Below are 24,124 nucleotides of genomic sequence, written 5' to 3'. Positions count from 1 at the left end.
GCTAGCTTTCGCTGTTTTTGTTTGGCTTTAATTAGGTTTATTTCCCCTTACTTTCCGTATCGGTCTTCAAAACGGTCATGAAGGCTTCTTGAGGCACTTCAACCTTCCCGACGGATTTCATCCGCTTTTTACCCCGTTTTTGTTTCTCTAAAAGCTTAGCACGCCGATCCGGGTCCCCGGTATGAATGCGGGCCGTAACGTCCTTGCGATAAGCACGGATATTAGTTCGAGCAATGATTTTATTTCCAATCGCTGCCTGAACCGGAATTTCAAAGTTTCGTCGTGGAATGATTTCCTTAAGGCTAGCCGTAATTTCATTTCCCCGTTGTTGGGCGAAATCTCGGTGAGCAATGAAACTCAAGGCGTCGACTCGGTCACCATTAAGTAAAATGTCGATTTTAACCAAATTGCTGATCTTGTATTCCCCAAGTTCATAATCTAGTGACGCGTAACCATGGGTGCTTGACTTTAATTTGTCAAAGAAATCAAAGATGATTTCAGACAACGGCAGTTCATACTTAACGTCCACCCGATTTTCGTCAATGTAGTCCATCGTCTTAAAGATTCCCCGCCGGTATTGCGCTAGTTCCATCACGGCCCCCACGTAATCGTTAGGCACCATAATATCCGCGTTAACGTATGGTTCCTTAATATTCTTGATGTTCGATGCATCGGGCATTTCCGAAGGATTTTCAACTGAGATTTCACTGCCGTCGGTTAATTCTACCCGGTAGGTAACTGACGGTGCCGTTGTAATTAGATCGAGGTTAAATTCCCGTTCAAGTCGTTCTTGAACCACATCCATGTGCAACAAACCTAAGAAACCACACCGGAATCCAAAGCCTAATGCTTGAGAAGATTCTGGTTCAAATTCTAAGGCAGCGTCGTTAAGCTGGAGCTTTTCTAACGCTTCCCGGAGATCGTTATACTTGGCATTATCAGTAGGATATAGCCCCGAATAAACCATCGGATTCATTTCCCGATATCCTTCTAATGGTTTTGCAGCCGGGTTATTCAATAACGTAACCGTATCACCAACCCGAGTGTCCTTAATATCCTTAATGCTAGCGGTAATGTAACCAACGTCCCCAGCCATTAAATACTCGCGTTTAAGCGGGTTAGGTGAATTAACCCCGACTTCGTTAACTTCGTAGGTTGCCCCACTGTTCATTAACTTGATTGTATCGCCGGGTTTAACCATTCCTTCAAAAAGGCGAACGCTTAAAACCACCCCGCGGTAATCATCATATTTGGAGTCAAAAATTAGCGCTTGAAGTGGCGCATTCAAATCTCCATTTGGCGCTGGCACTTTTTCAACAATTTGTTCGAGTAATTCTTCAATTCCAATTCCTTGCTTGGCACTCGCCATCACCGCATCACTAGCATCTAATCCAATTACGTTTTCAATTTCGTCTTGCACCCGCTTGGGATCAGCAGCTGGTAAGTCAATTTTGTTAATCACCGGAACAATTTCTAAATCGTCGTCAATTGCCAGATAAACGTTGGCTAGCGTCTGTGCTTCCACGCCCTGGGCGGCGTCAACTACTAGGACTGCGCCTTCACAAGCCGCCAGACTCCGGGAGACTTCGTAAGAAAAGTCTACGTGTCCCGGGGTGTCAATCAAGTGGAAGATGTACTTTTCACCATCTTTAGCGGTGTAATGCAGTTCAACCGCGTTAAGCTTAATGGTAATCCCCCGTTCCCGCTCTAAATCCATGGTATCTAGCAGTTGATTTTGCATATCTCGTTTAGCAACCGTATCGGTCAATTCCAAAATCCGGTCAGCTAAGGTCGATTTACCGTGGTCAATGTGCGCAACAATTGAAAAATTCCGGATGTGCGCTTGCCGGTCTTTTAGATCTTTATATTCGTTCATAGATAGTTTCCTTTTCATAAGTAATCACTAAGCTAAATTATAGCAGACCTCCCGGGAAAATTTAAATGCTCCAGCTAACTAATTCCCGAAGGTTTCGCATTTACAGAAATATGCTAAAATTAAATAAGTAATTTTAAGGCAGTATGTCAATAATCTCAATGAAAGGCTTGTAGATTCTATGGCTGAAAATGAACAAAAGGTAACGCAAACGCAATCAAGCAGTAAGGAAACTACTAGTAGCCCCGCTGCTTCAAGCAACGCGACCCAAAATAATAACCACAACAATAACCAAAATAACCAACAGCACTCACAACCGCACCAATCCCAACCAAGCAGCTCAGCACCTGCGCAAAATCACGAAAGCAGTCGGCAAGCATCGTCAGCGCCATCTTCGTCTGCTAAATCGAGTTCGCGCCCTGCGGAGCGGCATTCCCAGACTAACAATAATAATGGGAGTTGGCGTTGGCAATCCCGTGAATACAATTTTGGCAACCAAAATCAGGGTGCGTCCTCCGCGACCCCAGATGACGAATCTACTGATGAATCTACTAAGAAATCGTCCGAAAAATCGAAATCTGCTAAACACTCTTCGTCTAAAGCACATAAAGCGAAGAAAAGTAAAATCATTACTACGGTTGAATCGGACACTTCTCACAGTTCAGGGATTGAATATAACAACCACCACGGTGGCTTTTGGACGGTGCTAGTCCTATTAATCATCGTGGTGGGCGGTTACCTATTTTGGCGTAAAAAACACCCACGGACCGTCACATCTCAGGGCGGGCATCAAGGAAAACGACGTTTCCGACCTAACTTGAATTTCTTTGTAAAACCAGTCGGTCGTCACGGAAAACGGCGCCGGTAAACTAATCAAAACGACTAGCGTAAGTTAAGTAACTTAGCTAGTCGTTTTATTATGCTTAATAAGGTTGCCGACTTTATTGGGTTTTCTCTAGTAAACATCTCTGATATTATAAAAGTGATAATATACTTTAACGTGTTAAAAGACGCACTTTTCAGATAAATAAAGGTGGAATTTCTCGTGGACTGGCAAACCTTTTTTTCTACAATGATTGGTGGAATTGCGGGCTCTATTTTAACTTTAATTGTGGCTAGAGAACAGTTTAAAAGGGACGACTTATTTAATAAGGAGCAACATCGTAAATCCGCAATTCAAGAATTAGAAAAATTAAACTTCGTATTGGACCAAATTAAATTGACTGAATTACCATTGGCAATGATTAAAGAATCCAAAGCACAAGCAGTTACCACTGCTCAAAACATAATTGACGAATATGAATTAGCTCATTCAGCTTTCTTTAAAGTTTTGATTGTGATTAATGATTCCAACGTAACTGCTGACGACGTGGATGAGCTTTATGCCGCTTCGCAACATCTCCGAGAACAAATCCAAAAATTCAAGCATAGTTTAAGTATGTTCTTAGATGACGACATCAGTAATCCTGAGGCTTTTTACCGGTCAAAATTGAAACTTGATAACTTTTCCCGAGAATTATCGCATGCTGTGGCACACGTACTCCAACACAGTTTTAAGTATGAATCTCACTTTGAAATCAAATAAAATGGGAGCAAGCAGACTAATCTGCTTGCCCCCATTTTATTATCTTACTAGCCTTTCTAAGCTTTCATTGCTAATCAGATTCATCAACTAGCTCTTCTCGAGCAAGGATGGTATCTTGAATTTCTTTCTGGTTAAATCCAGTCATTCGAAATGCTAATTCAAATTCTGCGACTTTTGTACGATATTTTTCTAGTTGCCACTGGCCGCAAGAAAAACTACCAAGGGCGTTTTGTTGATAATCCAAGTTTAAAACTACGTAGTCCCGCTTTTTTAAATCGGTAGTGTGCTTAGCTTCATCAAGATCAGTCTGCTCGTAATATGAGGCACTAAAGTTAATCCCGGCTGAATTACTAAACAACATCCCTTGTCCGCGGTCGTCCGTTAAAGATGCCCACTTAGTATCCAAATGGTTCCCGTTAGCTTGCGGGACTACGTAATTAGTAAATAGTCCGTCCACGTCAGTTGTGTAAACACCAAGCAATCCAGCTTCCCGGGAATCAACATAATTTTCCCGGGGCCCGCGTCCAAAATATCGAACTTGGGCTAAATCTTGGCTCAACTTTAAATCGACTCCTAAACGAGGAAGCATGTCTGGTGCCATGTCAAGCTTGCCGCCGGGCACCCCTTTTAGTCTAAATAGAATGTCTCCACTTGCCAAAATACGATATTCGTACTGGCAATCAAAATGCCAAGCACTATTGGTAGTTCCATGCATCGTTTTCACCCGGACTACTACCGCTTGCTCGCTGGTTTGCCAACTAAAATCACGCACCACTTCATGTTCTAAATGCAAAAACTGGCGTTGCTTCATTTCAGCCACAATTTCCATATCGTTGCTCGTCGGCGCCCGCCAAAAAGTGAATTGTGGTCCCCGTTTTAATAGTGATTGTCCGTCTTTTCGGTAATCGACCAATTGACCACGTACGGTATCAAACGTAACCATAAAATCAGCCCCACTGATTTCCAAAGTAGTGTGCCCTTCAACCACTGTTAAACTTCCCCGAGGGGCTAGTAAAATTCGGTTAGTTTGAATTGGCAAAATAAATTGTGCCGTAGCGAGTTCAAACCCGGCTGGGGCAAAAGATGCTGCTTGCTTAAGTTGGTATGAAATGTTTAGATAATAAGTTGCGCCTGGCTCCGTAGCAGCAGGTAGTTTATCTAGTAATTGAATTTCCCGTTCCTGACGGGCAGGAATATCTGGAAGGGCCATTCGTCCGCTAGTCAAGATTCGGTCATCGGCCATTACCTGGTAGACCAAATCAAAAATTCTCAAATTAGTAAAATCATAACGGTTAATTAACTTTAGCCGCCCTTTTTGGAGGTCAACTGCTTTGGTAGTTATCGGTTCGATCACCTTCTTATACTCATAAAGCCCCGGAGAAGGTGTTCGATCCGGCATTAGCATCCCGTCAATACAGAAATCACCATTAGTCGGGTCGTCACCAAAATCACCACCGTAACGGTAGTATTTTCGGCCATCTTCCGTATGGGATTCAATTCCGTGATCGAACCATTCCCAGATGAAGCCCCCCTGAAGTTTATCATGGGCATAGAACAAATCTTGGTATTCCTTTAAATTTCCTGGACCATTACCCATGGCATGGCCATATTCACAAAGAATATGGGGTTTTTTAGCGTTTTTAATTACGTCTTTCATGAGTAACTTCCGGGTCGGATGTTCTAACCAGGTGTACATCGTAGAATAAACGTCAACTACTTCCGCATCAAAGTCCCCTTCGTAATGAACAAGCCGGGTCGGATCCATTTTTTTAGCCACCTCAGCCATTTTTCGGAAATTGCAGCCAAAAGAAGATTCGTTTCCTAACGACCAAAAAATAATTGACGGGTGGTTACGGTCGCGGGCTATCATGCGGGTCAACCGGCTGACAAATGCCGTCTCCCAGCGAGGGTCGTCGCTAATCCAATCGTATTTTTCGGTCAATTCAAAACCATGGCATTCCAAATCGGTTTCATCGATGACGTACATGCCGTAGCGGTCGCAAAGATCGTAGAAATAATAAGCATCCGGATAATGACTAGTTCGAATGGCATTAATGTTGAATTGCTTCATTAAAATAATGTCTTTTGCAATTTCTTCTTCACTGACTACCCGACCGTTACGCGGATTATAATCGTGCCGGTTAATTCCCTTAAGTTTAATTGCAACTCCGTTAACTAAGAAGGTATCGCCCTTGACCTCAATTGAACGGAACCCAACTTTCTGAGGAATCACTTCAACTACCTTTCCCGCCTGCTTGACCGTAATTAATACGGTGTATAAATGAGGATTCTCTGCACTCCACGGAGCAACGTTTGGAATCTGTGTAGCAAACATTACCTGAGTCCCTTGAGAATGGCTGGTTGTTGTGTAAAGGACTTCTTGGTGATCATCTAGTAGCTCCATTTCTACGGTTTGTCCAGTTGCCTTTCGCAAAGTAGCGGCAATCTGTAAATCACCATCTTGGTAATCGTGAACTAAGTTTGCGGTAATTTGTACATCTTGGAGCCCCTGTTGGGGAACGCCTAGGAGCTCCACATCCCGATAAATACCACTTAGCCACCACATATCTTGATCTTCTAAATAAGTTCCGTCTGACCATTGGTAAACTTGCACAGTCAAATCGTTAGTCTCGTGTAACCGGACTAAGCTAGTAATATCAAACTCGGCTTCGTTGCGGGCGCCTTTACTATAGCCGACCATTTGCCCGTTAACCCAAACTTTGTACGCTGAATCCACCCCACAAAATCGGAGAATGATCATTTGGTCCTCGAATTCAGGACCCACTTCAAAAGTGCGTTTATAAATCCCGGTAGGATTTTCTGTGGGGACGTACGGCGGGTCAATTGGAAAGTTATACCACAAATCCGAATAGTGCATTTTCCCGTATCCTTGCCGTTGCCAATTTCCAGGGACCGTGATTTCATCCATCGCACTGGTGTCAAAATCGTTTGCAAAAAAGTTCTCCGGGCTATATTCCGGTGCGGGCAAGAACATAAACTTCCACACACCGTTTAAATTTTTAAAGGCCTGGGTATAACGATTCTCACCAATTAACGCCTTTTTGCGGGTTGGATAACTATTAAAATGTGTTCGGGGTGCCATTCGGTTGATTCCATCTACTTGATAATTTTCCCATTGTTTCATTTTTGTCACCTTTCTTATAACTAATTAAGTCGTTGTTTGCGTTCGTAACGATACCAACAGATCCACGCAAAGCCCATGAAAACAATTAAGCCCACTACGTTATAAATCAGCATCCCAATTGGGCTAGCAGTCCCCTTTGGTAATGTCCCGTGGATTTCTTGCATGATTAAGTGCGGATCGGGTACGGTAGACATGAAGAATACAAAAATGAAGGTCGCTAATAGAAAAATACCTACCGTAATACCAAAGGAACGGTGCCCCAGTTTGAAGCTTCGCGGCATATCGTCCTTCTTCCAGCGTAGTTGGATATAGGCGATAAGCAAGAATAGTACTGGTAGCAACGACGTCGAAGCGGTCATGTTGATGAGGGTTTCTAAAAAGCTATCCATGCTGCCAATCCCTAACGCCGGTACAATTAACAAGGTGGTAACGATAATTCCCTGAACAATTAAGGCATTGGTGGGGTTTCCTTCTTCATTAGTTCGCACTAACCATTTCCCAAAAACGCCTTCTGGAATTTCAGAAAAGAACACCTTCACCGGGGCAGCCGTCCAGAGGGCTAGCGAACCTAAGCTTCCCAGACATAAAATTACGCCTACTAGACGAACCATTACCCCTCCCGGAATGTTAAAGTAGTTACCGAGAATTTTGAAAATGTCAAAAATTCCGTTTGAAAAGTTACCCTTTAAAACTTCGGTAGGAACTACTAAACCAACTGCAACTGCGCCTAAAATGTACATAATTCCCACAATTACGGTGGCACCAATCATTGTTTTTACGAAAGTCTTATTGCCACCCTTCACATCCTTAATGTAAACTCCGATGCTTTCTCCACCACCCACGGCTTGTAGGATCCAAGCCATCGTCATGAAGAACGTCCAGTTAAACTTAGGAGTTATCGATTTTATCGTAAAATCTTGTGCCGGAGCTTTACCAAACCCAAAAACAACGATGAAAGCTAAAACAACAAACGCCACGCCCATAAAAAGTCGGGCGCTCCCCGCAAAATTGGTTACTTTTGAAATCCATGAAACTCCCTTAATACAAACCCAAGTCATAACCCAAAACAAAATTACTGAAATAATTGCAATTACCTTCGTGCCATGACTACCTTCGAAAACATTTTTACCCACAAAAGAGTACGAAGCATAAATTAAAGTGTTGGGTAATAATGAACAAAAGAAGAATAAGTTAACAAAGAAATATGACCACGCACCTAGAAAAGCCCAGCGTTCTCCAAGAACCGAAGCTAACCAGCTATGAATTCCAGATTCATTTTCTGCGTTGGCTGAAGCAAATTCGGCAATCATTAAAATAAACGGGAAAAAATAGAATACCGAGCCAAATATGTAACCTGGAATGGTTGCTAATCCGATTTGAATGCTATTGTTGACAATACTCGGAAAAGCAAAAACAGCTGAAAAGGTCATTAACATTAAGGCAACTGGCCCTAACCGCTCTCTTGAATTTTTCATGATTATAAAGCCTTCTTTCATCTAAATTAAGCAATTGCTATAATTGAATTATAAAGCGCTTACATATTTGTGGACATAATATTTGTTGCCCAATTATTGTAAATTTGTTGACTTTAATTAATAAGGAGTTAACCCAAATGAATAACCAATTTACAGAAGACGTCAGCATACTTGTTGATAATAATCCTCTTAGCGCAGAATTCCACATTTACGAAGTCGGTTACGAAAAGTGTCAGCCCACAAAACCCTTTGAATACATTCCGATCGACTATTGGGTTCTTCACTACGTTGTGGAAGGGGCGGGTTATTTTTCAGCAGGAAATTCTGATTTGCAACGCCTTTCGGCCGGCGATACGTTTTTATTGCCCGCTAACTGTCCCAATATTTACTATCCTGATAAGGCAGATCCCTGGACATACGTCTGGGTTGGAATTTCCGGAGAGTTAACTGCTAAATATTTAACCCAAATCGGTTTAACTGCCCCTCATTTTGTAATTAACGCTTCAGTTGATAAAACCAAAGAATTACTATTTAACCACGTATACCAAGCATTCCGGGAAAAACAAAATTTTCAATCCTTAAGTGCGGTTTATTCACTATTGGAATACTTAGAACAAGAAAATCACGCAAATAATCCGGTCAACCAGGGAAAACAAATCTTTGATAAAATTTTGCTTTACGTTGATGAAAACTTTTCTACGGGAATTACCATTAGCCAAATTGCCGCCCACAATAACGTCGATCGCTCATACTTATACAAGCTTTTCCAACGTTATCTTGGTAAAAAGCCAAGCCAGTATATTCAACAATTGAAGTTGCAAAAAGCTTGTTCTCTTTTACGAAAAAGTTCACTAAATATTACTCAAATTAGCCAGGAGTGCGGTTTCTCATCTTCAGCATATTTCACCAACGTCTTTGCCAAAGAAATCAATTGTACCCCACTAAAATATCGTAACCGTTTTATTCGTACCCGTACCAATTAGCAACTTCAGCAAAGTAAGTTAAACTTAATCCCCTAGCAAGCATTGACACCCTCTTTGAGAATGTCTTATACTAGACACTTCGAAAACGAGGAGGGAAATTTTGTGAAAATAACGGTATTTTGTGGTTCTCGACCAGGAAACCGCCCCAACTTTAAAGAAGTTGCGTATAAGATTGGCACTGAACTAGCTCAACGTGATGTGGAACTTGTCTATGGAGGATCAACTTCGGGGACCATGGGTGCAATTAGCCAAGGAGTTCTTGATCATGGTGGTAAGGTGACCGGAATTTACCCAGAAGGACTTTTTGAAGATGAACTGCCGCGCAAAAACACCACTTCCTTTATTACCACTAAGACCATGGCAAAACGCAAAAAATTGTTAATCACTAAGGGGGATGCTTACCTAGTTTTACCTGGCGGATTAGGTACTTTAGAAGAAGTTAGTCAACTACTATCCGATATGGCAATTGGACTGGTTCCACTTAAAAAAGTGGGTATTTTAAACATTAACGGTTACTATGACCATTTACTTAGTTTACTAGATAACTTTGTGGATGCGGCATTTATGGATTCGTTATACCAAAAACAACTGGTTGTCGCTGACGACTACCAAGAGTTATTAACTGCAGTCTTAGATAGTCCAGGCAGCAATGAAATTAGCGCCTAAACAAAAAACAACCTGATTATCTGTGAGCTTATCGTGAGCTCCAATAATCAGGTTGTTTTCTATTTTACGTTATTTAAACAAATAAATTCCAAGAGCGAAGCGTCACTTTGCTATCCAGCCACCGTCAACCGGGATAATAACTCCTTGTAAATAGCTGGCTGCTTGACTCGCTAAAAATACGGTCACGCTAGCAACTTCTTCTGGCTTAGCCCAACGCTTTACCGGTACTTCTTGGGCAACTGCCTGGGCAACTTCTCCGCCATCGGCAAAGTCTTTTGCATTCATAGGGGTATCAATACATCCCGGAGCGATGCCATTAACGCGGATTCCCTTAGGAGCGCAATCAATCGCAAGTTGCTTTGTAAATCCAATAATGGCGTGCTTTGAAGCAGTGTAGGCAATCCCACCACCCCCCGCAACCATTCCAGCAATTGAGGCCATGTTAACAATTACTCCCGATTTGTCCATCTTGGGAAGCACCGTTTTAGTAACGTTGAACATACTAGTGACGTTATTGTTGAAGATCCGCTGCCATAAAGTTAGCGACGTATCCTCAATTGGCAGGTAATCATCTAGTACCCCTGCCGTATTCAGTAAAATATCGACCCGCTCTAATGGCGCAATCGTGGTCATTACCGTAGCCGGGTCGGTTAGGTCGAGCTGTTGGAATTTAAATTGTTCGGGGTATTGCTTTTGAAGCCGCACCATTTGTCCAATACTTTGGTCTAAACCAAACACCCGCGCACCTTGCTCCAAAAAGGCCTGTGCCTGCGCTAATCCAATTCCTGAATTGCTTCCGGTAACCACTACCTGATGGTCCGTAAATTCTGTACGTTGCATCATTAATCCACGACCTGCCAATCATCCGCCAACACGTCACAAACCGTTGGCGCAAAACTAGAATATCCTTCGCTAGCAGTCTTAATTAGCATGTACGGCGTTACGGGAATTCCGGCAAACGTTTGATTTTTTACCACAATCACAAATTCTTCGTCGCCATTCCACTGCTGGCGAATCGCTTTGCCGCCTTGTTTCATAATCGGTAAAATTTTTTCAAAAGTCATTTAAATCGCTCCCTTTAATTTCGTAAATTATTCATACAGATTGATCTTTTTGGTAATTAAGTAAACAACCACTGCACCAATTGCCATTGACGCAATTTCCCCTAATGCTAAAACCCAGTACGTAGGAAAGAGTGGTAAATTCATATATAAGTGCATTTCCAAATCCACTAAAAACATCCCTGGCAACTGACAAACCGTGGCAATTAAGAATTTAAGCGGTTTGGCATTAACGTTACGCGCCGTAAAATAAGTTAACGTGGTTCCGATTAATGTCCCGGCCGTACCAAAAATCATATCTACCACTCCCAACGGGCTGAAAATGTTCACAATGAACACACCAAGGGTCACCGCAAATATATAACGCTTGTTAAATGCGGCTAGGTGGTTGAACATTTCTGACAGTCTTAGCTGTACCACTCCGTAGCTAATCGGGGCAAAAATTAACGTGATTGCCACGTAAAGTGCCGCAACTACACTGGTGGCAGCGATGTTGCGATTAATTTTATTCATCAATAAATCACTCCTAGTTTTAATTTGAGGCGGGATTTCGCGAACCGCCTTGGCAGGTCAGCATCAGTCAAACGTAGAACCCGTAAACTGATCAGCAACCACTACGGAATAAATTTTAACTGACTTACTTGATCTGCCATTTTCATCTTACCCGTCTGCTTCACAAAAGTCATCCTTTGTTTTGGCTTAGATTATTTAACCAGTAAAAAAAGCTCTTCGCAGCCACGTTATTACCTACCGCTTAAAGAGCCTTCAGTTATTACTATAAAGTCATTTTCTTAATCCGCTACTTATCCGTTTGACCAAGTTGTTCCTTTCCGTGAATTAGCCCGGTAATCATTTGATTTACTGGAGTAGCAAGTTGGTGTTTACGTCCTAGTTTAACTACGTAACCATTTAAAAAGTCAATTTCTGTAAGCCGATGTTTACTTAAATCTTGGTGCATTGAAGGATAGTGCTTCCCACTAGCTTGCGGGTCAAACTGGGTCTCCAGCATTTGCTTGATGGTGGTTACACTAAAGGGAACCCCTTCAGCATCCGCTACCGTACTGATCTCTTCCAGAATCAAATCGGTTAGTTGCGTGGCGTACTCTAATTTTCCAAATTCTGCTACATTACAATTCAGCAAAGCCGATAACGGATTGATGACGCTGTTAAATCCCGCCTTCCGCCAAATTGACTCGTGAACGTTCAAAGCTAGATTTGCATTCAGACCGGCTTGGTTTAGAAGGTTCAAAACAGCAGTTAACCGGATTTTATCGCAATCGGTCGAAGCAGCCTGGAAATCAATGCGTCCGGTTCCCGTTGCTCTGATTTTGCCTGGGCCTAATAATTCAGAAGACCAGAGGGTCACGCCAATTAAAATTTGTTTGGCAGCAACGAATTGTTTTAAAATATCTTCGTTTCCAAATCCGTTAGATAAACAGAGTAAGGTGGTGTGTTCGTTAATGACGGGTTTGATTTTACGTAACATTTCTTCCATTTGCATTGCTTTGGTGAAGACGATGATTAAGTCAAAGTGACCAGTTACTTGCTCTGGGAAAAAAGTCGGTAAATGATACTGCCGAATTCCGTGTTCCACTTCCATTTGTAAACCCACTTGGTTAATTTTTTTGACGTGTGCATCCCACTGATCGATTAGCGTCACTTGTACTTGTGCTTCACTAAGCATTGCTGCAAAGCGGCAACCCATTGCGCCAGCTCCTGCAATTGCTACTTTCATTGCCAATTCACTCCTTTAGTTTCCATTTTTTGAAGTGCCTTTTTAGCCCAAGCTTTTAAGAGATAAATTGCTAGTACGCCTAAAACTAACAACCCCATCGCGATGATAAAAACGGCGTCAAATGAATGGGTAGATTTAAAGAGAGCCGCCGTTACGTAAGGAGCAATTACCGCTCCAATCGCAAATCCAAAGTAAATAAAGGCGTAATTCAATCCTTGATTCCGTAGTCCAAAGTTTGCGCTGGTAATACTTGGAAAAACGGCTAATACTCCCGCGTAACAAAAGCCAATCCCTAATGCACAAACGTAAAAAAGTCCGGTATTACCTTTACCCCCCAGTAAGAGGGCCATAAAAATTGCCATTAATGCGTAAACTAGTGCTAAAGTATGGTATTCACCTAGCAAATCAGAAACCGTTCCCCAAATTAACCGACCAATGGAATTAGCAATTGAGACACCACTAACCACTATCGCGCCAGCGGTTAATCCGTATGCACCCATTCCGATTTGAGCCGATGAACTACTAATAACCATTCCAGAAAACACACCAAACGCCATGATCCAAAACATTAACCAAAAACGCCGGTCGCCCAACATTTCACGCCAATCTCGGTCCATTTTAGAGGCTTTAAGTTGTTCGCTATCTTTAGCCGGTGCACTTCGGATAAAGAATTGAACCACAAAAATTACTGCTAAATAGACCATTCCTAGCCAAAATAGCGACTGGCTAATATTCATTTTAGTCAGGAAGAATTGGGCTAACGCGGTGCACAGAAGGGTTCCTACCCCTACTCCAGCTAACACGCATCCCGACGCCAGCCCGCGTTTATCAGGGAAGAATTTAATCGCATTATTAAGGTTTCCAGTAAAGGCTAACCCACTGCCAATTCCGGCAATTAATCCGTACGTCAGAAGAAGCATTGGGAGCGTTTTTACAAAACCAGATAGAATGAACCCCACCGAAAATAAGATTCCACCTAGCACAATTGCCAATTTCCCGTGCCCGCGGTCAATTAACGCACCACCCCAAATCATCGGTAACGGAATGATCCCCATGTTAATAGAAAACGCCAGCGACAAAATTGCTGGATCCCAGTGGTACTGAGCCAATAAGGGGGTTTTAAAGAAACTAAACGCATAGACGCCCCCTAATACAAAGTTAATTAGTACGTGTGCTGCCAACATTACCCACCGATTTAAGTCTCTTTTCATTTGTTGCTCTCCTAAAGTTAAATATTTCACAAATCATGACCCAAAAACATGATAAGATTAAAAAGGAAAACAAACAATTCTCAAAAAACTATCGAAGTAATTGTTTTTAGCTATCGAAGGGAGGTATCCTGATGAATTTAAGACAATTAGAGTATTTTTTAGTTTTAAGTGAAGAGCTCAATTACCACCGGGCGGCTGAACGTTTATACATTGCCCAACCTACGTTAAGTATTCAAATGCGTAACCTTCAACGCGAAATCGGACAGCCCTTGTTTTTAAAAGTTGGACGTCACATCATGCTCACCAACGCTGGCTTAATTTTACAATCCCACGCGCGCAAAATTTTACGTCAAGTTCGTTCAACCAAGCGAGCTCTCCGACCCCGGTTAGAACCGCCGGCAATTAAAATTGGCTTATCCGGAACCCACCTTTTAACGCCACTACTGAAATCTTTGCAAACCCTCAGCCCCCACACGATATTTACGTTACGAGAAAACACCTCTACTAGCACCGTGAAACAGCTTTTAAAGGCCGAGATTAATTTTGGGATAGTTTTTTTGCCCGTTCACAATCCCGCCATTGATTACCGCTACTTATTCACTGATGAAATTGTCGCCGTCACTACGGAATCCGGCCCCTATCATACACTTGAAAACATCACCTTAACGCAGCTTGCTAGGCTTCCATTAATTGTTTTAGATCCCCGGTTTGCCGTTCGTCAGACTCTCGACCAGTTATTTTTTGACCAACATTTATCACCCCAATATCTAATTGAAGTAACCTCTTACTCGGCTTGTATGAGCGCGCTCAGCCAATTAAACGGGGTTGCCATCGTGACCCGTTCCTTTTTTGAATCGCAAAAAGCCGGCCATGCCGGCTTAAAAGTAATTTCCATTAAGGAACCTGGTTTAAAACAAGCCCTTGCCTTGGTTTTTTCAGCAGACGTTCCGCTTTCACCTCAAGCAAGAACTCTTATCGACCAAATTCAACAGTACTATTTAGCTACAGAAAAACCTTTCTAATAATGGCGGCGCCGAAAAACTTGGTATCCTAATACGGCGAAAAACAGAGCATAACTAGTAGTTGCCAATCCTAGTTGCAACGTCGAAAGGTGCGACATATCGTGGTAGACGGGATAATTTGCGTATTGTAGAGGTAGTAGCATCATGTTTAGTGGATTCCAACGGAGCCAGTTGAAATATTGCTCTGGTAAGAGTCGGATTCCCGGGGGAATAATTTGGCCCATAAAATAAACGCCTAAACTAATTGCTAAAACAACCGCGTTTTCAGTAACGGAACAAGAGATTAAGAAAAGAATGCTAACTAAAAACATGGTTACTAAAATATCCACCAGGGTCATGCTCAATATGTTAGTTAATAGGCTTTGATGGTACAAGTACGGTTTAAATAAATCTATTCGGAATTTAGGGAGCGCCATATTAAGGATAATTGTCATTATTAACGCAAAAGCATGCATTGCAACGTCACAAAGTCCGACAACAATTAGCTTTGCTAAATACACGTCTTTACGACTAGGCGTTTTTGCTAGCATCGTCAATATTGTCCGCTGCTTAAACTCTGACGAAAAAAAGGTCGCCGCAATTAAGATCATGATTAAGGGTGCGATTTCATCGATTCCAAAACTTGACATTACCAGCCAGGGAGCTGAAATGGGGTCATCAAACGACATAATAAACGGAACCATTAGTAAAGCTATTAAAAATGGTGCAAGCCAAGTCATTTTTTTATGTAATAACTTGTATGCTTCTTGATTAATAACGGATATCAAAATTTTTCCCTCCTACTTGCTACGTGGTTGCCCATAGCTAAAAAACAGGTACGCTAAAGCGGTAAAAATGATGGCGTAGGCCCCCGTCCCCCATGCTAATTGGGTAACGGATAATTTAGTTACGCTTTTTAACGTCGGATTAGTAACTTGTGTGGCGAGGTTCAACATGTTCAAAGGATTCCAATTAATCCATGAGCTATCAATAATTTTGGGAAGCTGTCCGGCTAAGGTAGTTCCCGTAAAAATCAACAGAAAACTAAATCCCATCGCCACGACCTTACTGTGTGTCAAGCAAGTGATCCCCGTTACTAAAGCGATGGTTACTAGCAGCACCGCATAATTTCCGAACTGCGTAACAAGCGTAGCATGCCAAAGGGTTTGCCGATTAATTACTAAATCCCACGTTAAGGTACTTGGTGCTCGGGTGGCTTGTAATATCATTGTGAAGATGGCCCCGGCCAAACTAAGTACCAACACATAACCTAATAAAACCAAGAGTTTGGCCAGAAAAACCTCTACACGACTACGATTTTTGTAAAACAGGGTATCGACGGTCTCGTTTTCGTACTCTCCGCCAAAGTTAACTGCTACCAAAACACTCGTTACTATTGCAGCCCACCTTCCCCAGTCATAACTCTGAGCAACCGAGCTAGCAGTGGTACCTTCCAGCCATGCGGAAAGTGCCATAAGAAGCCAAAGGGTCAAAATTCCTATCCAATACCCCTGGCGATGAATAAATTTATAAACTTCCTGTTGTAAACTATTTTTCATTGACGTGCCTCCTGCCGCCCCCTAAGCGACTTCACCACTTGTTGCTCAAAGGTCAGTTTTTCTGGAGCAACCGTAAGCAAATACTGTTCATTTTCCACCAATAACTTTTCAGCCGTTTGGAGATCGTCAGCTTTAATCTTAATATAGTCATTTTGGAGCTTGCTAGTTAAACCGTGACTTTCTAATAATTCAAAACTAGCAAATAGATTGTCAGTAACCACCCGATAATAATGAGAATTTTCCCGCTGGAAATTTTTTAAAGAGTCAATTAATAGGATTTCGCCCTTGTTAATTAAAACTACGTTGGAAACCACCCGTTCCAACTCGCTCAAAATATGACTGGAAATCAGGAAAGCGGTTCCTTTTTGCGCCATTTTTAAAATCAAGTTACGTACTAAAATAGTTGCCTCCACATCAAGTCCGTTCATGGGCTCGTCCAAAATTACTAAATCAGGGTGATTTAATAAGGCCAAGGCAATTCCTAACTTTTGCTTCATTCCTAACGAATACCCTTTTGCCGTGCATCAAGATACGTTTCCATTTCTAAAGCGTGAGCAAGTTCTTCAATTTCAGCTTCGTCTTGTGCATACAAGGCTAAATTTTGTCTTCCCGTCATGTACGGATACAAGGCGGGATGCTCAATCAAAGCACCAACCTTAAGTAGCGCTTGATGGTGGTTTTGGGTGACCACTTGATGATTCACCAGCACCTGTCCTTTAAACTTAGTCAGTGCCAAAATGGTTTTCATAATGGTCGTTTTGCCCGCACCATTTGGGCCGATTAAACCGACAATCTCCCCGTCTCCAACTTGAAAAGACGCCTTTTTAATAATTTGTTTCCGTCCAATAAAGACGTCGAGCTGTTTAATTTCCAACATTAATAAGTAACCCCCGTTCAGTCATAGTGTTTTAATTACATATAACACTATGACTGAAAACTCGTTAAAATGCAAGTTCTTTTTAAATTAGTTTGCAAATAAAAAACAGGTCGTGTTTGCGACCTGTTTGTTTTTAGTACACTAGTTTGGTTGAAGATTACCCTGCCTATAAATCTCGTCACCATCATAAATAACCCGATTAATTGCAAACGTGTTATCTTGGCCAAATGTAGCCGATTCTCCGAGCCAATAATATTCGGGCGTTAATTGGTTTAACTTTAGCCGATTACCTTGTTTAAATAAATTTAGTTCTTCCTGGTTCATTGCTGATCGCCAGTACCTTACTGCCCCATCAGCAAATTCCACTCGCAAAAATAAGCTTGGCAACAACGCCACCCGAACTACTTTTGGAACACTTGCCATCTGTACCTCCTCCTTTACTAATTCCTTATCCAACTTATAGATAGCGCTTTCATTTATAAAACAAGCTTAACATCAACAACTTTTTTTCTCAACACTGTTTAGTTGCGTAAAGTATAGATTATAAGATTTTGTTAAGCATATTCTTCGCCTAATCATTAGTGAATTTGCTAAGCTTAGGGTGTTCCAAAATAATAGCCTTATGGGAGGAGATTTATTATGAAAGCATTGGATCTTACAGCGTTAATTCTAGTAATTGTCGGCGGTATCAACTGGCTCCTAGTGGGTCTTTTCCAATTTGACCTAGTAGCTGCCTTATTTGGTGGGCAAACAGCAATTATCTCTAAAATTGTCTACATTTTAGTGGGCTTAAGCGCCCTTTACAGCTTAAAATTCTTGGGCGTGCTTAGTCATCGTCCCGAAGACGACGCACGTTACAACAATCGGTAATTTTTTCTAGCCGAGATTTTCAAGGACCGGGAATCTTTCCTGGTCTTTTTATTATGTTGCAAATCTTCTTTAAGCAAATTGTTATGCAGACCATCGTTTCTTTGCTACCCTTAAAGCAACCTAATCCATGAAATCACTTAACTTAAGGGAGGGATGTTTTAATGATTAAAAGAAGACCAAATTGGATTTTATTAATTGCCAGCATCGTCATCGTAGAATTAATTGGAAGCCTATCGGGAATATTGTCAGGAGATATTAAAGCAATTTACCATAACTTGACCTTGCCACCATTAGCACCCCCTGACTTTATTTTTGGCATTGTCTGGCCAATTTTATACCTAATGATTGGAATTGTCGGTTATTTAATTCTTCGTGACCGGACCAACGCACGCCAAAATAACTTGACTTTGTTTGTTAGCCAATTAGTCCTAAATTTTGTTTGGAGCATCGTTTTCTTTGGTGCAAGCAACCGCTGGATCAGCTTTTTAATTATCATCGTACTCGATGCACTAGTGATTTGGTGTGTGAAAAGATTTTGGCAAACTAGTAAATTAGCCGCTAGTCTAATGGTTCCGTACTTGATCTGGATCTTATTTGCTACCTACTTGACTTTAGGAACGGCGATTTTGAATTAAATTTATGCATAAACTAAAAAAGCAATGACAGTAAAGGATATTCCTGAACTTCATTGCTTTTCTATTCTTACAATTACAAATTTTTCCTGCAAAACTAGCTTAGTCTTAGGAGTTAGAAAAAGTTCTAAAAGCTAGGTTTGCTTTACTATTGAAGATCATTACTATGAGTTAATAAATACTTTATTAGCCGCCCGTATTTGTCCAACTTCCATTTCCAATCTTTTTATATTTAAATTTAATTCAGCAAAATAGTAATGATCTAAACTTTGTTTTTGCTCCTTAGTTTTTTTCTCAATTTCTGTAGAATTAGTCAAAGAATTTAATCTAGCATAATATTCTTGAAATTCTCCCCGGACCTCATGCAACTGGACCGTTGCTAATTTAATATGTTCCCTCATTTGCACAATTTGTAATTCAATTTTTGAAGTTAATGTCTTAATACTTTCAATCAGGCAAACCGTCTCATAATCGTTTTTCACGCGATTTGCTATTATAAATTCGTTTGCAGAACGTTTAAGTTTATCCTGCATTATATATAAAGTATTAAAGTCCTTTTCTTTTAAGTCGCTCAGTTTTTCTTCATTTGACATATATAAAAGTATATATCCCGCTACTTTCCCCCAATCCTCTAAGTTTTCTGCAAAGTCGTCGTTAGATTTTGCCGGAAAAATTAGCAAGATCAAAATAGCGACACTCCCTCCAATTATTACATCAACTATCCGAGTTACCCCAGCTATGCTTCCTCCTAATAAAAATACTAGCCAAAAAGTTACGCTAATCATTAAGAAAAATTGACTAAATTTTTTGATGGTCAAAAACAAAATAATCAATATAGTTGAAACTACGGCGTAAAGCAATTTATTATTAATTTGTGATGGAAATAATATGGAAAATAGTAAAACTCCTAAACATGCGCCGAATAATGATCCGAAGGCGCGCGCACTTGATTTCCCTAATGTATCATGGACGCCTGGCATCACCATTAAGCATCCAGATAAGGGAATCCAAAAACTATGTTTTTCTAGTGGCATAATCATAAATTGATCCATAGCTAACGATAAAACGTAACATATTAAACCTGTTAAAGCTAGACGGCTCGCAAATCGAAGTGTTGTGTTTGAGGTGGTTGAAACCATTTTTTTAAGTGTTTTTATTTCGTTTGCAAGAGAAAAGCTTCTTTTTGAAAATGTCCTAGCACGTTCTTGCTTTGTGTTTAAAATACTAATAACTTGCTGTATTTCACTATCAGCTTTCTCCAATTTAGTAGGCTGAGGAACGTTCATACCTTGCAGTAATTGCACTATATAACTTAATGCCTCGGTATTTTTTTTGTTTTTATTCCAGGTTATCCTAGTAAGAATTTTATCTGCGGATTTAACCACCTGAAACACCCAGGGATCACGCACTTGGTAAATTCTTGGCATTATTTCTACTGCCTCTAAAACTTTGGTTCTTTCTTCAAAGTAATTCGCTTTTTTGTTGTTTGAAATTAAAACTAACTGACTATATAGACTTGCAGTCATGGGCAAAGATATATTAAGTCTCTTATTATAAAGACAAAACATTAGTGCTACAATCGCCATTCCTGTGATAAAAGATAACAAGCCTAAAAACATATTAGCTGTAGAAACGCCAATTTTTAGTCCTGCAGTTGCCATAACGGCTAGCACACAAAACAAGTATCTCAAGAATGTGTTGATACTAAAACTATATGTAATTCCTGTTAAAAATAGACCTCCGGTAATTACTATTGCCAGTAAGAGTGGAAAACCTGAAAACAAAATTCCTACTACTCCTCCTAAGCCAATAAAAGCTATTCCTTTAATTGCATTTATTAAGGGCTCGTCATGACGTGGCATCAAACAAACAATTGTTCCAAAAAAGCAGCCAACATTCATTAAAATAAAAGTTGCATTCCAAATATCACTAAGTAAATAACCAATACTATTGGTTATTAATACTGCCACTGATAGTAATAACCAGTCACTTAAACTAACAAAGTTCCAGACAGGCTTTGAATAAAGCCATGTTGATTTTAGCCATATTAATAGATATCTAGCTATTTTCTTGTTCATATTTAAACCTTCTTCAAATTGTATGTAGCCTCAATTATATCATTTTAGTTATTATATTCATAACCACGCATTCACAAAAAAAGATTTTATAAAATCCCAGATAGTCTATGTTGTCGCACTTTAACACGATAACACGCCTAAATCAAACCGTTAAAAATTATTCTTGGTATTAAAAATATATCACAGCAATTAAATTTCGAATTAGTTTAAAAGCAACCCAAAAAGGCGAAAGCACGGAATCTTAGTTCCGCTACTTTCGCCTTTTTTAAATGTACATTAGTTTAATTAATTCATAAATTTATCAAAGAAACCGCCCTTGCCGTTGCCTGACGGATGTTCACCACTCGCCTTAGCAAAGAGCTTCAAAGCTTCTTTTTGGCCCGCATTCAGCTTCTTAGGCACCTTAACCTTCACGTGGACGTGTTGGTCACCGTTACCATTACCTCGTAAACGAGGAGCTCCCTTGCCCTTCAAGCGGAAGTTAGTTCCTGTCTGCGTACCAGCTGGGATTTTTAACTTAACCTTGCCGTGAACGGTAGGTACTTCAATTTCATCCCCAAGTGCAGCTTGTACGAAAGAAATTGACTGATCATAGTAAATTTCTGAACCTTCGCGCTCATAAATCTTACTTGGCTGTACTTGGAAAATGATGTAAAGGTCACCATAAGGTCCGCCATTATAACCAGCTTCACCTTGGCCTTGAAGCCGCATTTGTTGACCATCTTCAACACCGGCTGGAACAGAAACCTTTACTTCATGTTCTTGCTTAGTGTGTCCAGTACCACCACAAGTTGGGCATTTCTCTTTAATTTCTTTACCAGTTCCGTTACATACGTCACAAACCTGTTGCCGAACCATCCGACCAAGCGGAGTATTTTGGGTAATTTGAATACTACCCGTTCCATGACATTTATGGCAAGTTTCTGGCGAAGTTCCCGGCTTAGCACCCGATCCGCCACAGGTCTTACATTCGGCTTCTCGTGAATACTTGATCGTCGACTTTTTACCAAAAATCGCTTCTTCAAACTTAAGCGTCATTTGGTACTGCAAATCCTCTCCTTGTCGTGGTTGGTTAGCGGCCTGTCGTTGACCACCACCAAAGAAAGAACTGAAAATGTCGTCAAAGCCGCCACCAAAACCACCAAAGCCGCCTTGATCACCGAAACCACCGCCACCAAAACCGGCGTTGCCGTCTGCTGAACCAAACTGGTCATATTGCGCACGCTTTTGTTGATCACCTAAAACGTCGTAAGCTTCGTTAATGTCCTTAAATTTTTGTTCCGCTCCCGGCTCTTTGTTGATGTCCGGATGGTATTTTTTCGACAAGCGGCGATAAGCCTTCTTGATTTCATCTTCAGATGCATCGCGACTGACTCCCAGAATGTCATAGTAATCTTTACTTCCAGCCATATTCATCCTCCATGATTTTTACCAGTTTTAACCGTTAATCACCGCAAAAGGGTCAAAGTCAACGACTTCGACCCTTCATTGCTAATCACTTATTTATTTGTTGTCTTTGTCAGGATCGACTTCTTCGAAATCCCCATTGACAGTGTTGTCGTCGTTATTACCGGTATTCTGGTCGTTACCTTGAGCACCATCAGCTTGACCTTGTGCTTGTTGAGCTTGTTGGTAAAGCTTTACAGATAAGTCTTGGACAATCTTGCTCAAATCATCCTTCTTAGCTTTCATTTCTTCTAAGTTGTTATCTTTTTGTGCTTTTTCAAGGGCTTCCTTAGCGTCTTTAGCCTTCTTGATTTCGTCTTCAGAAACCTTACCTTCAAGTTCCTTCAAAGTCTTGTCGGTTGTGAAGATCAATTGGTCAACTTCGTTACGAAGGTCAACTTCTTCCTTACGCTTGCGGTCGGCTTCTTCGTTTTCCTTAGCTTCCTTCATCATCCGTTCGATTTCTTCATCACTGAGACCCGATGAACTCTTGATGGTAATCTTTTGTTCCTTACCAGTACCCTTATCCTTGGCAGAAACGTTAACGATACCATTCTTATCAATATCGAACTTAACTTCGATTTGTGGAACTCCCCGTGGAGCAGCTGGAATGTCCGTTAGTTGGAAACGACCCAGCGTCTTATTATCTGCCGCCATTGGACGTTCACCTTGAAGTACGTGAATGTCTACAGCTGGTTGGTTATCTGCTGCGGTAGAGAAGATTTGAGACTTGCTGGTTGGAATCGTAGTGTTCCGGTCAATTAACTTAGTGAACACACCACCCATGGTTTCAATACCAAGTGAAAGTGGAGTTACGTCAAGTAAAACAACGTCTTTAACATCACCAGTTAAAACCCCACCTTGAACGGCAGCACCAAGAGCAACAGCTTCGTCAGGGTTGATGGAGTGGTTAGGTTCCTTGCCCGTCCAGTTCTTTACGGCTTCTTGAACAGCTGGAATCCGAGTTGAACCACCGTTTAAGATAACTTGGTCAATGTCAGAAGCTGATAGACCAGCATCTTTAAGGGCATTATCAACTGGTACCTTAGTCTTAGCAACTAAGTCTGCGGTTAATTGATCAAATTGTGCCCGTGTCAAAGTCTTTTCCAAGTGCAATGGGCCAGCTTCGCCAGCGGAGATAAATGGTAAGCTGATTTGTGCTTCGCTAACTCCAGACAAGTCTTTCTTAGCTTTTTCAGCAGCGTCCTTCAAACGTTGAAGAGCCATCTTGTCTTTAGAAAGGTCAATGCCGTTTTCTTCCTTGAAGCCTTCAACTAACCAATCAATAATCTTTTGGTCAAAGTCATCCCCACCAAGGTGAGTGTCCCCGTTTGTTGAAAGTACTTGGAAAACACCGTCGCCGAGTTCAAGGATCGAAACATCAAAAGTCCCACCACCAAGGTCGTATACCAAGATCTTTTCATCCTTGTCACTCTTGTCTAAGCCGTAAGCCAATGCTGAAGCAGTTGGTTCGTTGATGATTCGTTTAACTTCCAAACCAGCAATCTTACCAGCATCTTTTGTTGCTTGCCGTTGAGAATCATCGAAGTAAGCTGGAACCGTGATAACGGCTTGATCAACTTCTTCACCAAGATAGTCTTCTGCAAACTTCTTGATGTAGCTCAAAATCATTGCAGAAACTTCTTGTGGGGTGTATGACTTGCCGTCTACCGTTACCTTGTAGCCAGCTTCGCCAATGTGACGCTTAATGGAAGAAATCGTGTTTGGATTAGTGATTGCTTGCCGTTTTGCCACTTCACCTACTTGAGTTTCACCATTTTTGAAGGCAACTACTGATGGAGTTGTCCGTGCCCCTTCCGGGTTAGTGATAATTTTAGGCTTGTCACCGTCCATGACAGCAACTGCAGAGTTTGTAGTACCTAAGTCAATACCAATAATTTTATTACTTGCCATTGTCTAAAATCCC

At 41.2% G+C, this 24,124-nt stretch carries 21 protein-coding genes and 1 pseudogene; 7 read left to right on the top strand and 15 right to left on the bottom strand.

Annotated elements, in window-relative coordinates:
* Positions 1 to 37: 37 nt before the first annotated feature.
* Entirely contained in the window at positions 38 to 1,876 is a 1,839-nt protein-coding gene (gene lepA, locus NYR25_04580) for a translation elongation factor 4 (protein ID UWF34677.1), read from the bottom strand.
* A gap of 178 nt (positions 1,877 to 2,054) precedes the next feature.
* Here lepA and NYR25_04575 point away from each other — a divergent pair, with 178 nt between their 5' ends.
* Both NYR25_04575 and NYR25_04570 read left to right on the top strand, forming a co-directional pair.
* Complete coding sequence (locus NYR25_04575) at positions 2,055 to 2,741, top strand: hypothetical protein (GenBank protein UWF34676.1); 687 nt, start codon at positions 2,055 to 2,057, stop codon at positions 2,739 to 2,741.
* Positions 2,742 to 2,918: 177 nt separating this feature from the next.
* The gene (locus NYR25_04570; GenBank protein UWF34675.1) at positions 2,919 to 3,458 is read left to right on the top strand and encodes a hypothetical protein; all 540 of its coding nucleotides are present in this window, start codon (positions 2,919 to 2,921) and stop codon (positions 3,456 to 3,458) included.
* A gap of 70 nt (positions 3,459 to 3,528) precedes the next feature.
* On the opposite strand, the gene ebgA is transcribed toward NYR25_04570, so the two are convergent.
* Positions 3,529 to 6,603 carry a beta-galactosidase subunit alpha gene (gene ebgA, locus NYR25_04565; GenBank protein UWF34674.1) on the bottom strand — a complete coding sequence of 1,025 codons (3,075 nt, stop codon included), beginning with the start codon at positions 6,601 to 6,603 and terminating at the stop codon, positions 3,529 to 3,531.
* A gap of 20 nt (positions 6,604 to 6,623) precedes the next feature.
* Entirely contained in the window at positions 6,624 to 8,099 is a 1,476-nt protein-coding gene (locus NYR25_04560; GenBank protein ID UWF34673.1) for an amino acid permease, read from the bottom strand.
* A 116-nt stretch (positions 8,100 to 8,215) separates the two neighbouring features.
* On the opposite strand from NYR25_04560, the gene NYR25_04555 reads away from it, so the two are divergent.
* Entirely contained in the window at positions 8,216 to 9,061 is an 846-nt protein-coding gene (locus NYR25_04555; protein UWF34672.1) for an AraC family transcriptional regulator, read from the top strand.
* A 102-nt stretch (positions 9,062 to 9,163) separates the two neighbouring features.
* A complete protein-coding gene (locus tag NYR25_04550) occupies positions 9,164 to 9,727 on the top strand; it encodes a TIGR00730 family Rossman fold protein (GenBank protein UWF34671.1) in 564 nt (187 codons plus the stop codon).
* Positions 9,728 to 9,829: 102 nt separating this feature from the next.
* Here NYR25_04550 and NYR25_04545 read toward each other — a convergent pair whose 3' ends face one another.
* The 5 genes from NYR25_04545 to NYR25_04525 form a co-directional block, all read right to left on the bottom strand.
* Positions 9,830 to 10,570, bottom strand: coding sequence for a 3-oxoacyl-ACP reductase (locus NYR25_04545; GenBank protein ID UWF34670.1), 741 nt, complete (start codon positions 10,568 to 10,570; stop codon positions 9,830 to 9,832).
* Positions 10,570 to 10,791, bottom strand: coding sequence for a DUF2829 domain-containing protein (locus NYR25_04540; GenBank protein ID UWF34669.1), 222 nt, complete (start codon positions 10,789 to 10,791; stop codon positions 10,570 to 10,572). The genes NYR25_04545 and NYR25_04540 overlap by 1 nt, the downstream gene beginning before the upstream one ends.
* 27 nt (positions 10,792 to 10,818) lie before the next feature.
* Positions 10,819 to 11,301: a QueT transporter family protein gene (locus NYR25_04535; protein ID UWF34668.1), complete on the bottom strand. Its 483-nt coding sequence runs from the start codon at positions 11,299 to 11,301 to the stop codon at positions 10,819 to 10,821.
* Positions 11,302 to 11,587: 286 nt separating this feature from the next.
* On the bottom strand, positions 11,588 to 12,523 hold the full coding sequence (locus NYR25_04530; GenBank protein UWF34667.1) for a 2-dehydropantoate 2-reductase: 936 nt from the start codon (positions 12,521 to 12,523) through the stop codon (positions 11,588 to 11,590).
* Complete coding sequence (locus NYR25_04525) at positions 12,520 to 13,734, bottom strand: OFA family MFS transporter (protein UWF34666.1); 1,215 nt, start codon at positions 13,732 to 13,734, stop codon at positions 12,520 to 12,522. Before NYR25_04525 ends, NYR25_04530 begins: the two co-directional genes overlap by 4 nt.
* A 131-nt stretch (positions 13,735 to 13,865) precedes the next feature.
* On the opposite strand from NYR25_04525, the gene NYR25_04520 reads away from it, so the two are divergent.
* Complete coding sequence (locus NYR25_04520; protein ID UWF34665.1) at positions 13,866 to 14,756, top strand: LysR family transcriptional regulator; 891 nt, start codon at positions 13,866 to 13,868, stop codon at positions 14,754 to 14,756.
* On the opposite strand, the gene NYR25_04515 is transcribed toward NYR25_04520, so the two are convergent.
* The 4 genes and pseudogenes from NYR25_04515 to NYR25_04500 all read right to left on the bottom strand — a co-directional run bounded on the left by NYR25_04515 (position 14,753) and on the right by NYR25_04500 (position 17,594).
* Positions 14,753 to 15,523 carry an ABC transporter permease gene (locus tag NYR25_04515; protein UWF34664.1) on the bottom strand — a complete coding sequence of 257 codons (771 nt, stop codon included), beginning with the start codon at positions 15,521 to 15,523 and terminating at the stop codon, positions 14,753 to 14,755. The two genes, NYR25_04520 and NYR25_04515, sit on opposite strands and share 4 nt — an antisense overlap.
* Before the next feature lie 12 nt (positions 15,524 to 15,535).
* A complete protein-coding gene (locus tag NYR25_04510; GenBank protein UWF34663.1) occupies positions 15,536 to 16,294 on the bottom strand; it encodes an ABC transporter permease in 759 nt (252 codons plus the stop codon).
* Positions 16,291 to 17,171: pseudogene (locus tag NYR25_04505) on the bottom strand (ATP-binding cassette domain-containing protein). The gene NYR25_04510 and the pseudogene NYR25_04505 overlap by 4 nt, the downstream one beginning before the upstream one ends.
* 141 nt (positions 17,172 to 17,312) lie before the next feature.
* Positions 17,313 to 17,594 carry a hypothetical protein gene (locus tag NYR25_04500; protein ID UWF34662.1) on the bottom strand — a complete coding sequence of 94 codons (282 nt, stop codon included), beginning with the start codon at positions 17,592 to 17,594 and terminating at the stop codon, positions 17,313 to 17,315.
* Between the two features lie 216 nt (positions 17,595 to 17,810).
* On the opposite strand from NYR25_04500, the gene NYR25_04495 reads away from it, so the two are divergent.
* Together NYR25_04495 and NYR25_04490 are read left to right on the top strand one after the other, a co-directional pair.
* Positions 17,811 to 18,041, top strand: coding sequence for a DUF378 domain-containing protein (locus NYR25_04495; protein ID UWF34661.1), 231 nt, complete (start codon positions 17,811 to 17,813; stop codon positions 18,039 to 18,041).
* Between the two features lie 161 nt (positions 18,042 to 18,202).
* Positions 18,203 to 18,676: a tryptophan-rich sensory protein gene (locus NYR25_04490; GenBank protein ID UWF34660.1), complete on the top strand. Its 474-nt coding sequence runs from the start codon at positions 18,203 to 18,205 to the stop codon at positions 18,674 to 18,676.
* Between the two features lie 161 nt (positions 18,677 to 18,837).
* Here the strand turns inward: NYR25_04490 and NYR25_04485 are convergent, their stop codons facing one another.
* From NYR25_04485 to dnaK, 3 genes are all read right to left on the bottom strand, one after another.
* Positions 18,838 to 20,751, bottom strand: a complete 1,914-nt coding sequence (locus tag NYR25_04485; GenBank protein UWF34659.1) for an FUSC family protein — start codon at positions 20,749 to 20,751, stop codon at positions 18,838 to 18,840.
* A 285-nt stretch (positions 20,752 to 21,036) separates the two neighbouring features.
* Positions 21,037 to 22,161 carry a molecular chaperone DnaJ gene (dnaJ, locus tag NYR25_04480; GenBank protein ID UWF34658.1) on the bottom strand — a complete coding sequence of 375 codons (1,125 nt, stop codon included), beginning with the start codon at positions 22,159 to 22,161 and terminating at the stop codon, positions 21,037 to 21,039.
* A gap of 93 nt (positions 22,162 to 22,254) precedes the next feature.
* Positions 22,255 to 24,111: a molecular chaperone DnaK gene (gene dnaK, locus NYR25_04475; GenBank protein UWF34657.1), complete on the bottom strand. Its 1,857-nt coding sequence runs from the start codon at positions 24,109 to 24,111 to the stop codon at positions 22,255 to 22,257.
* Positions 24,112 to 24,124: the final 13 nt, after the last annotated feature.

This window comes from Pediococcus acidilactici (assembly GCA_024970065.1).
GTDB classification, from domain to species: Bacteria; Bacillota; Bacilli; order Lactobacillales; family Lactobacillaceae; genus Pediococcus; species Pediococcus acidilactici_A.
The sequence above is the reverse complement of the archived record's forward strand: the minus strand, read 5'-3'. Positions and strand labels throughout refer to the sequence as shown.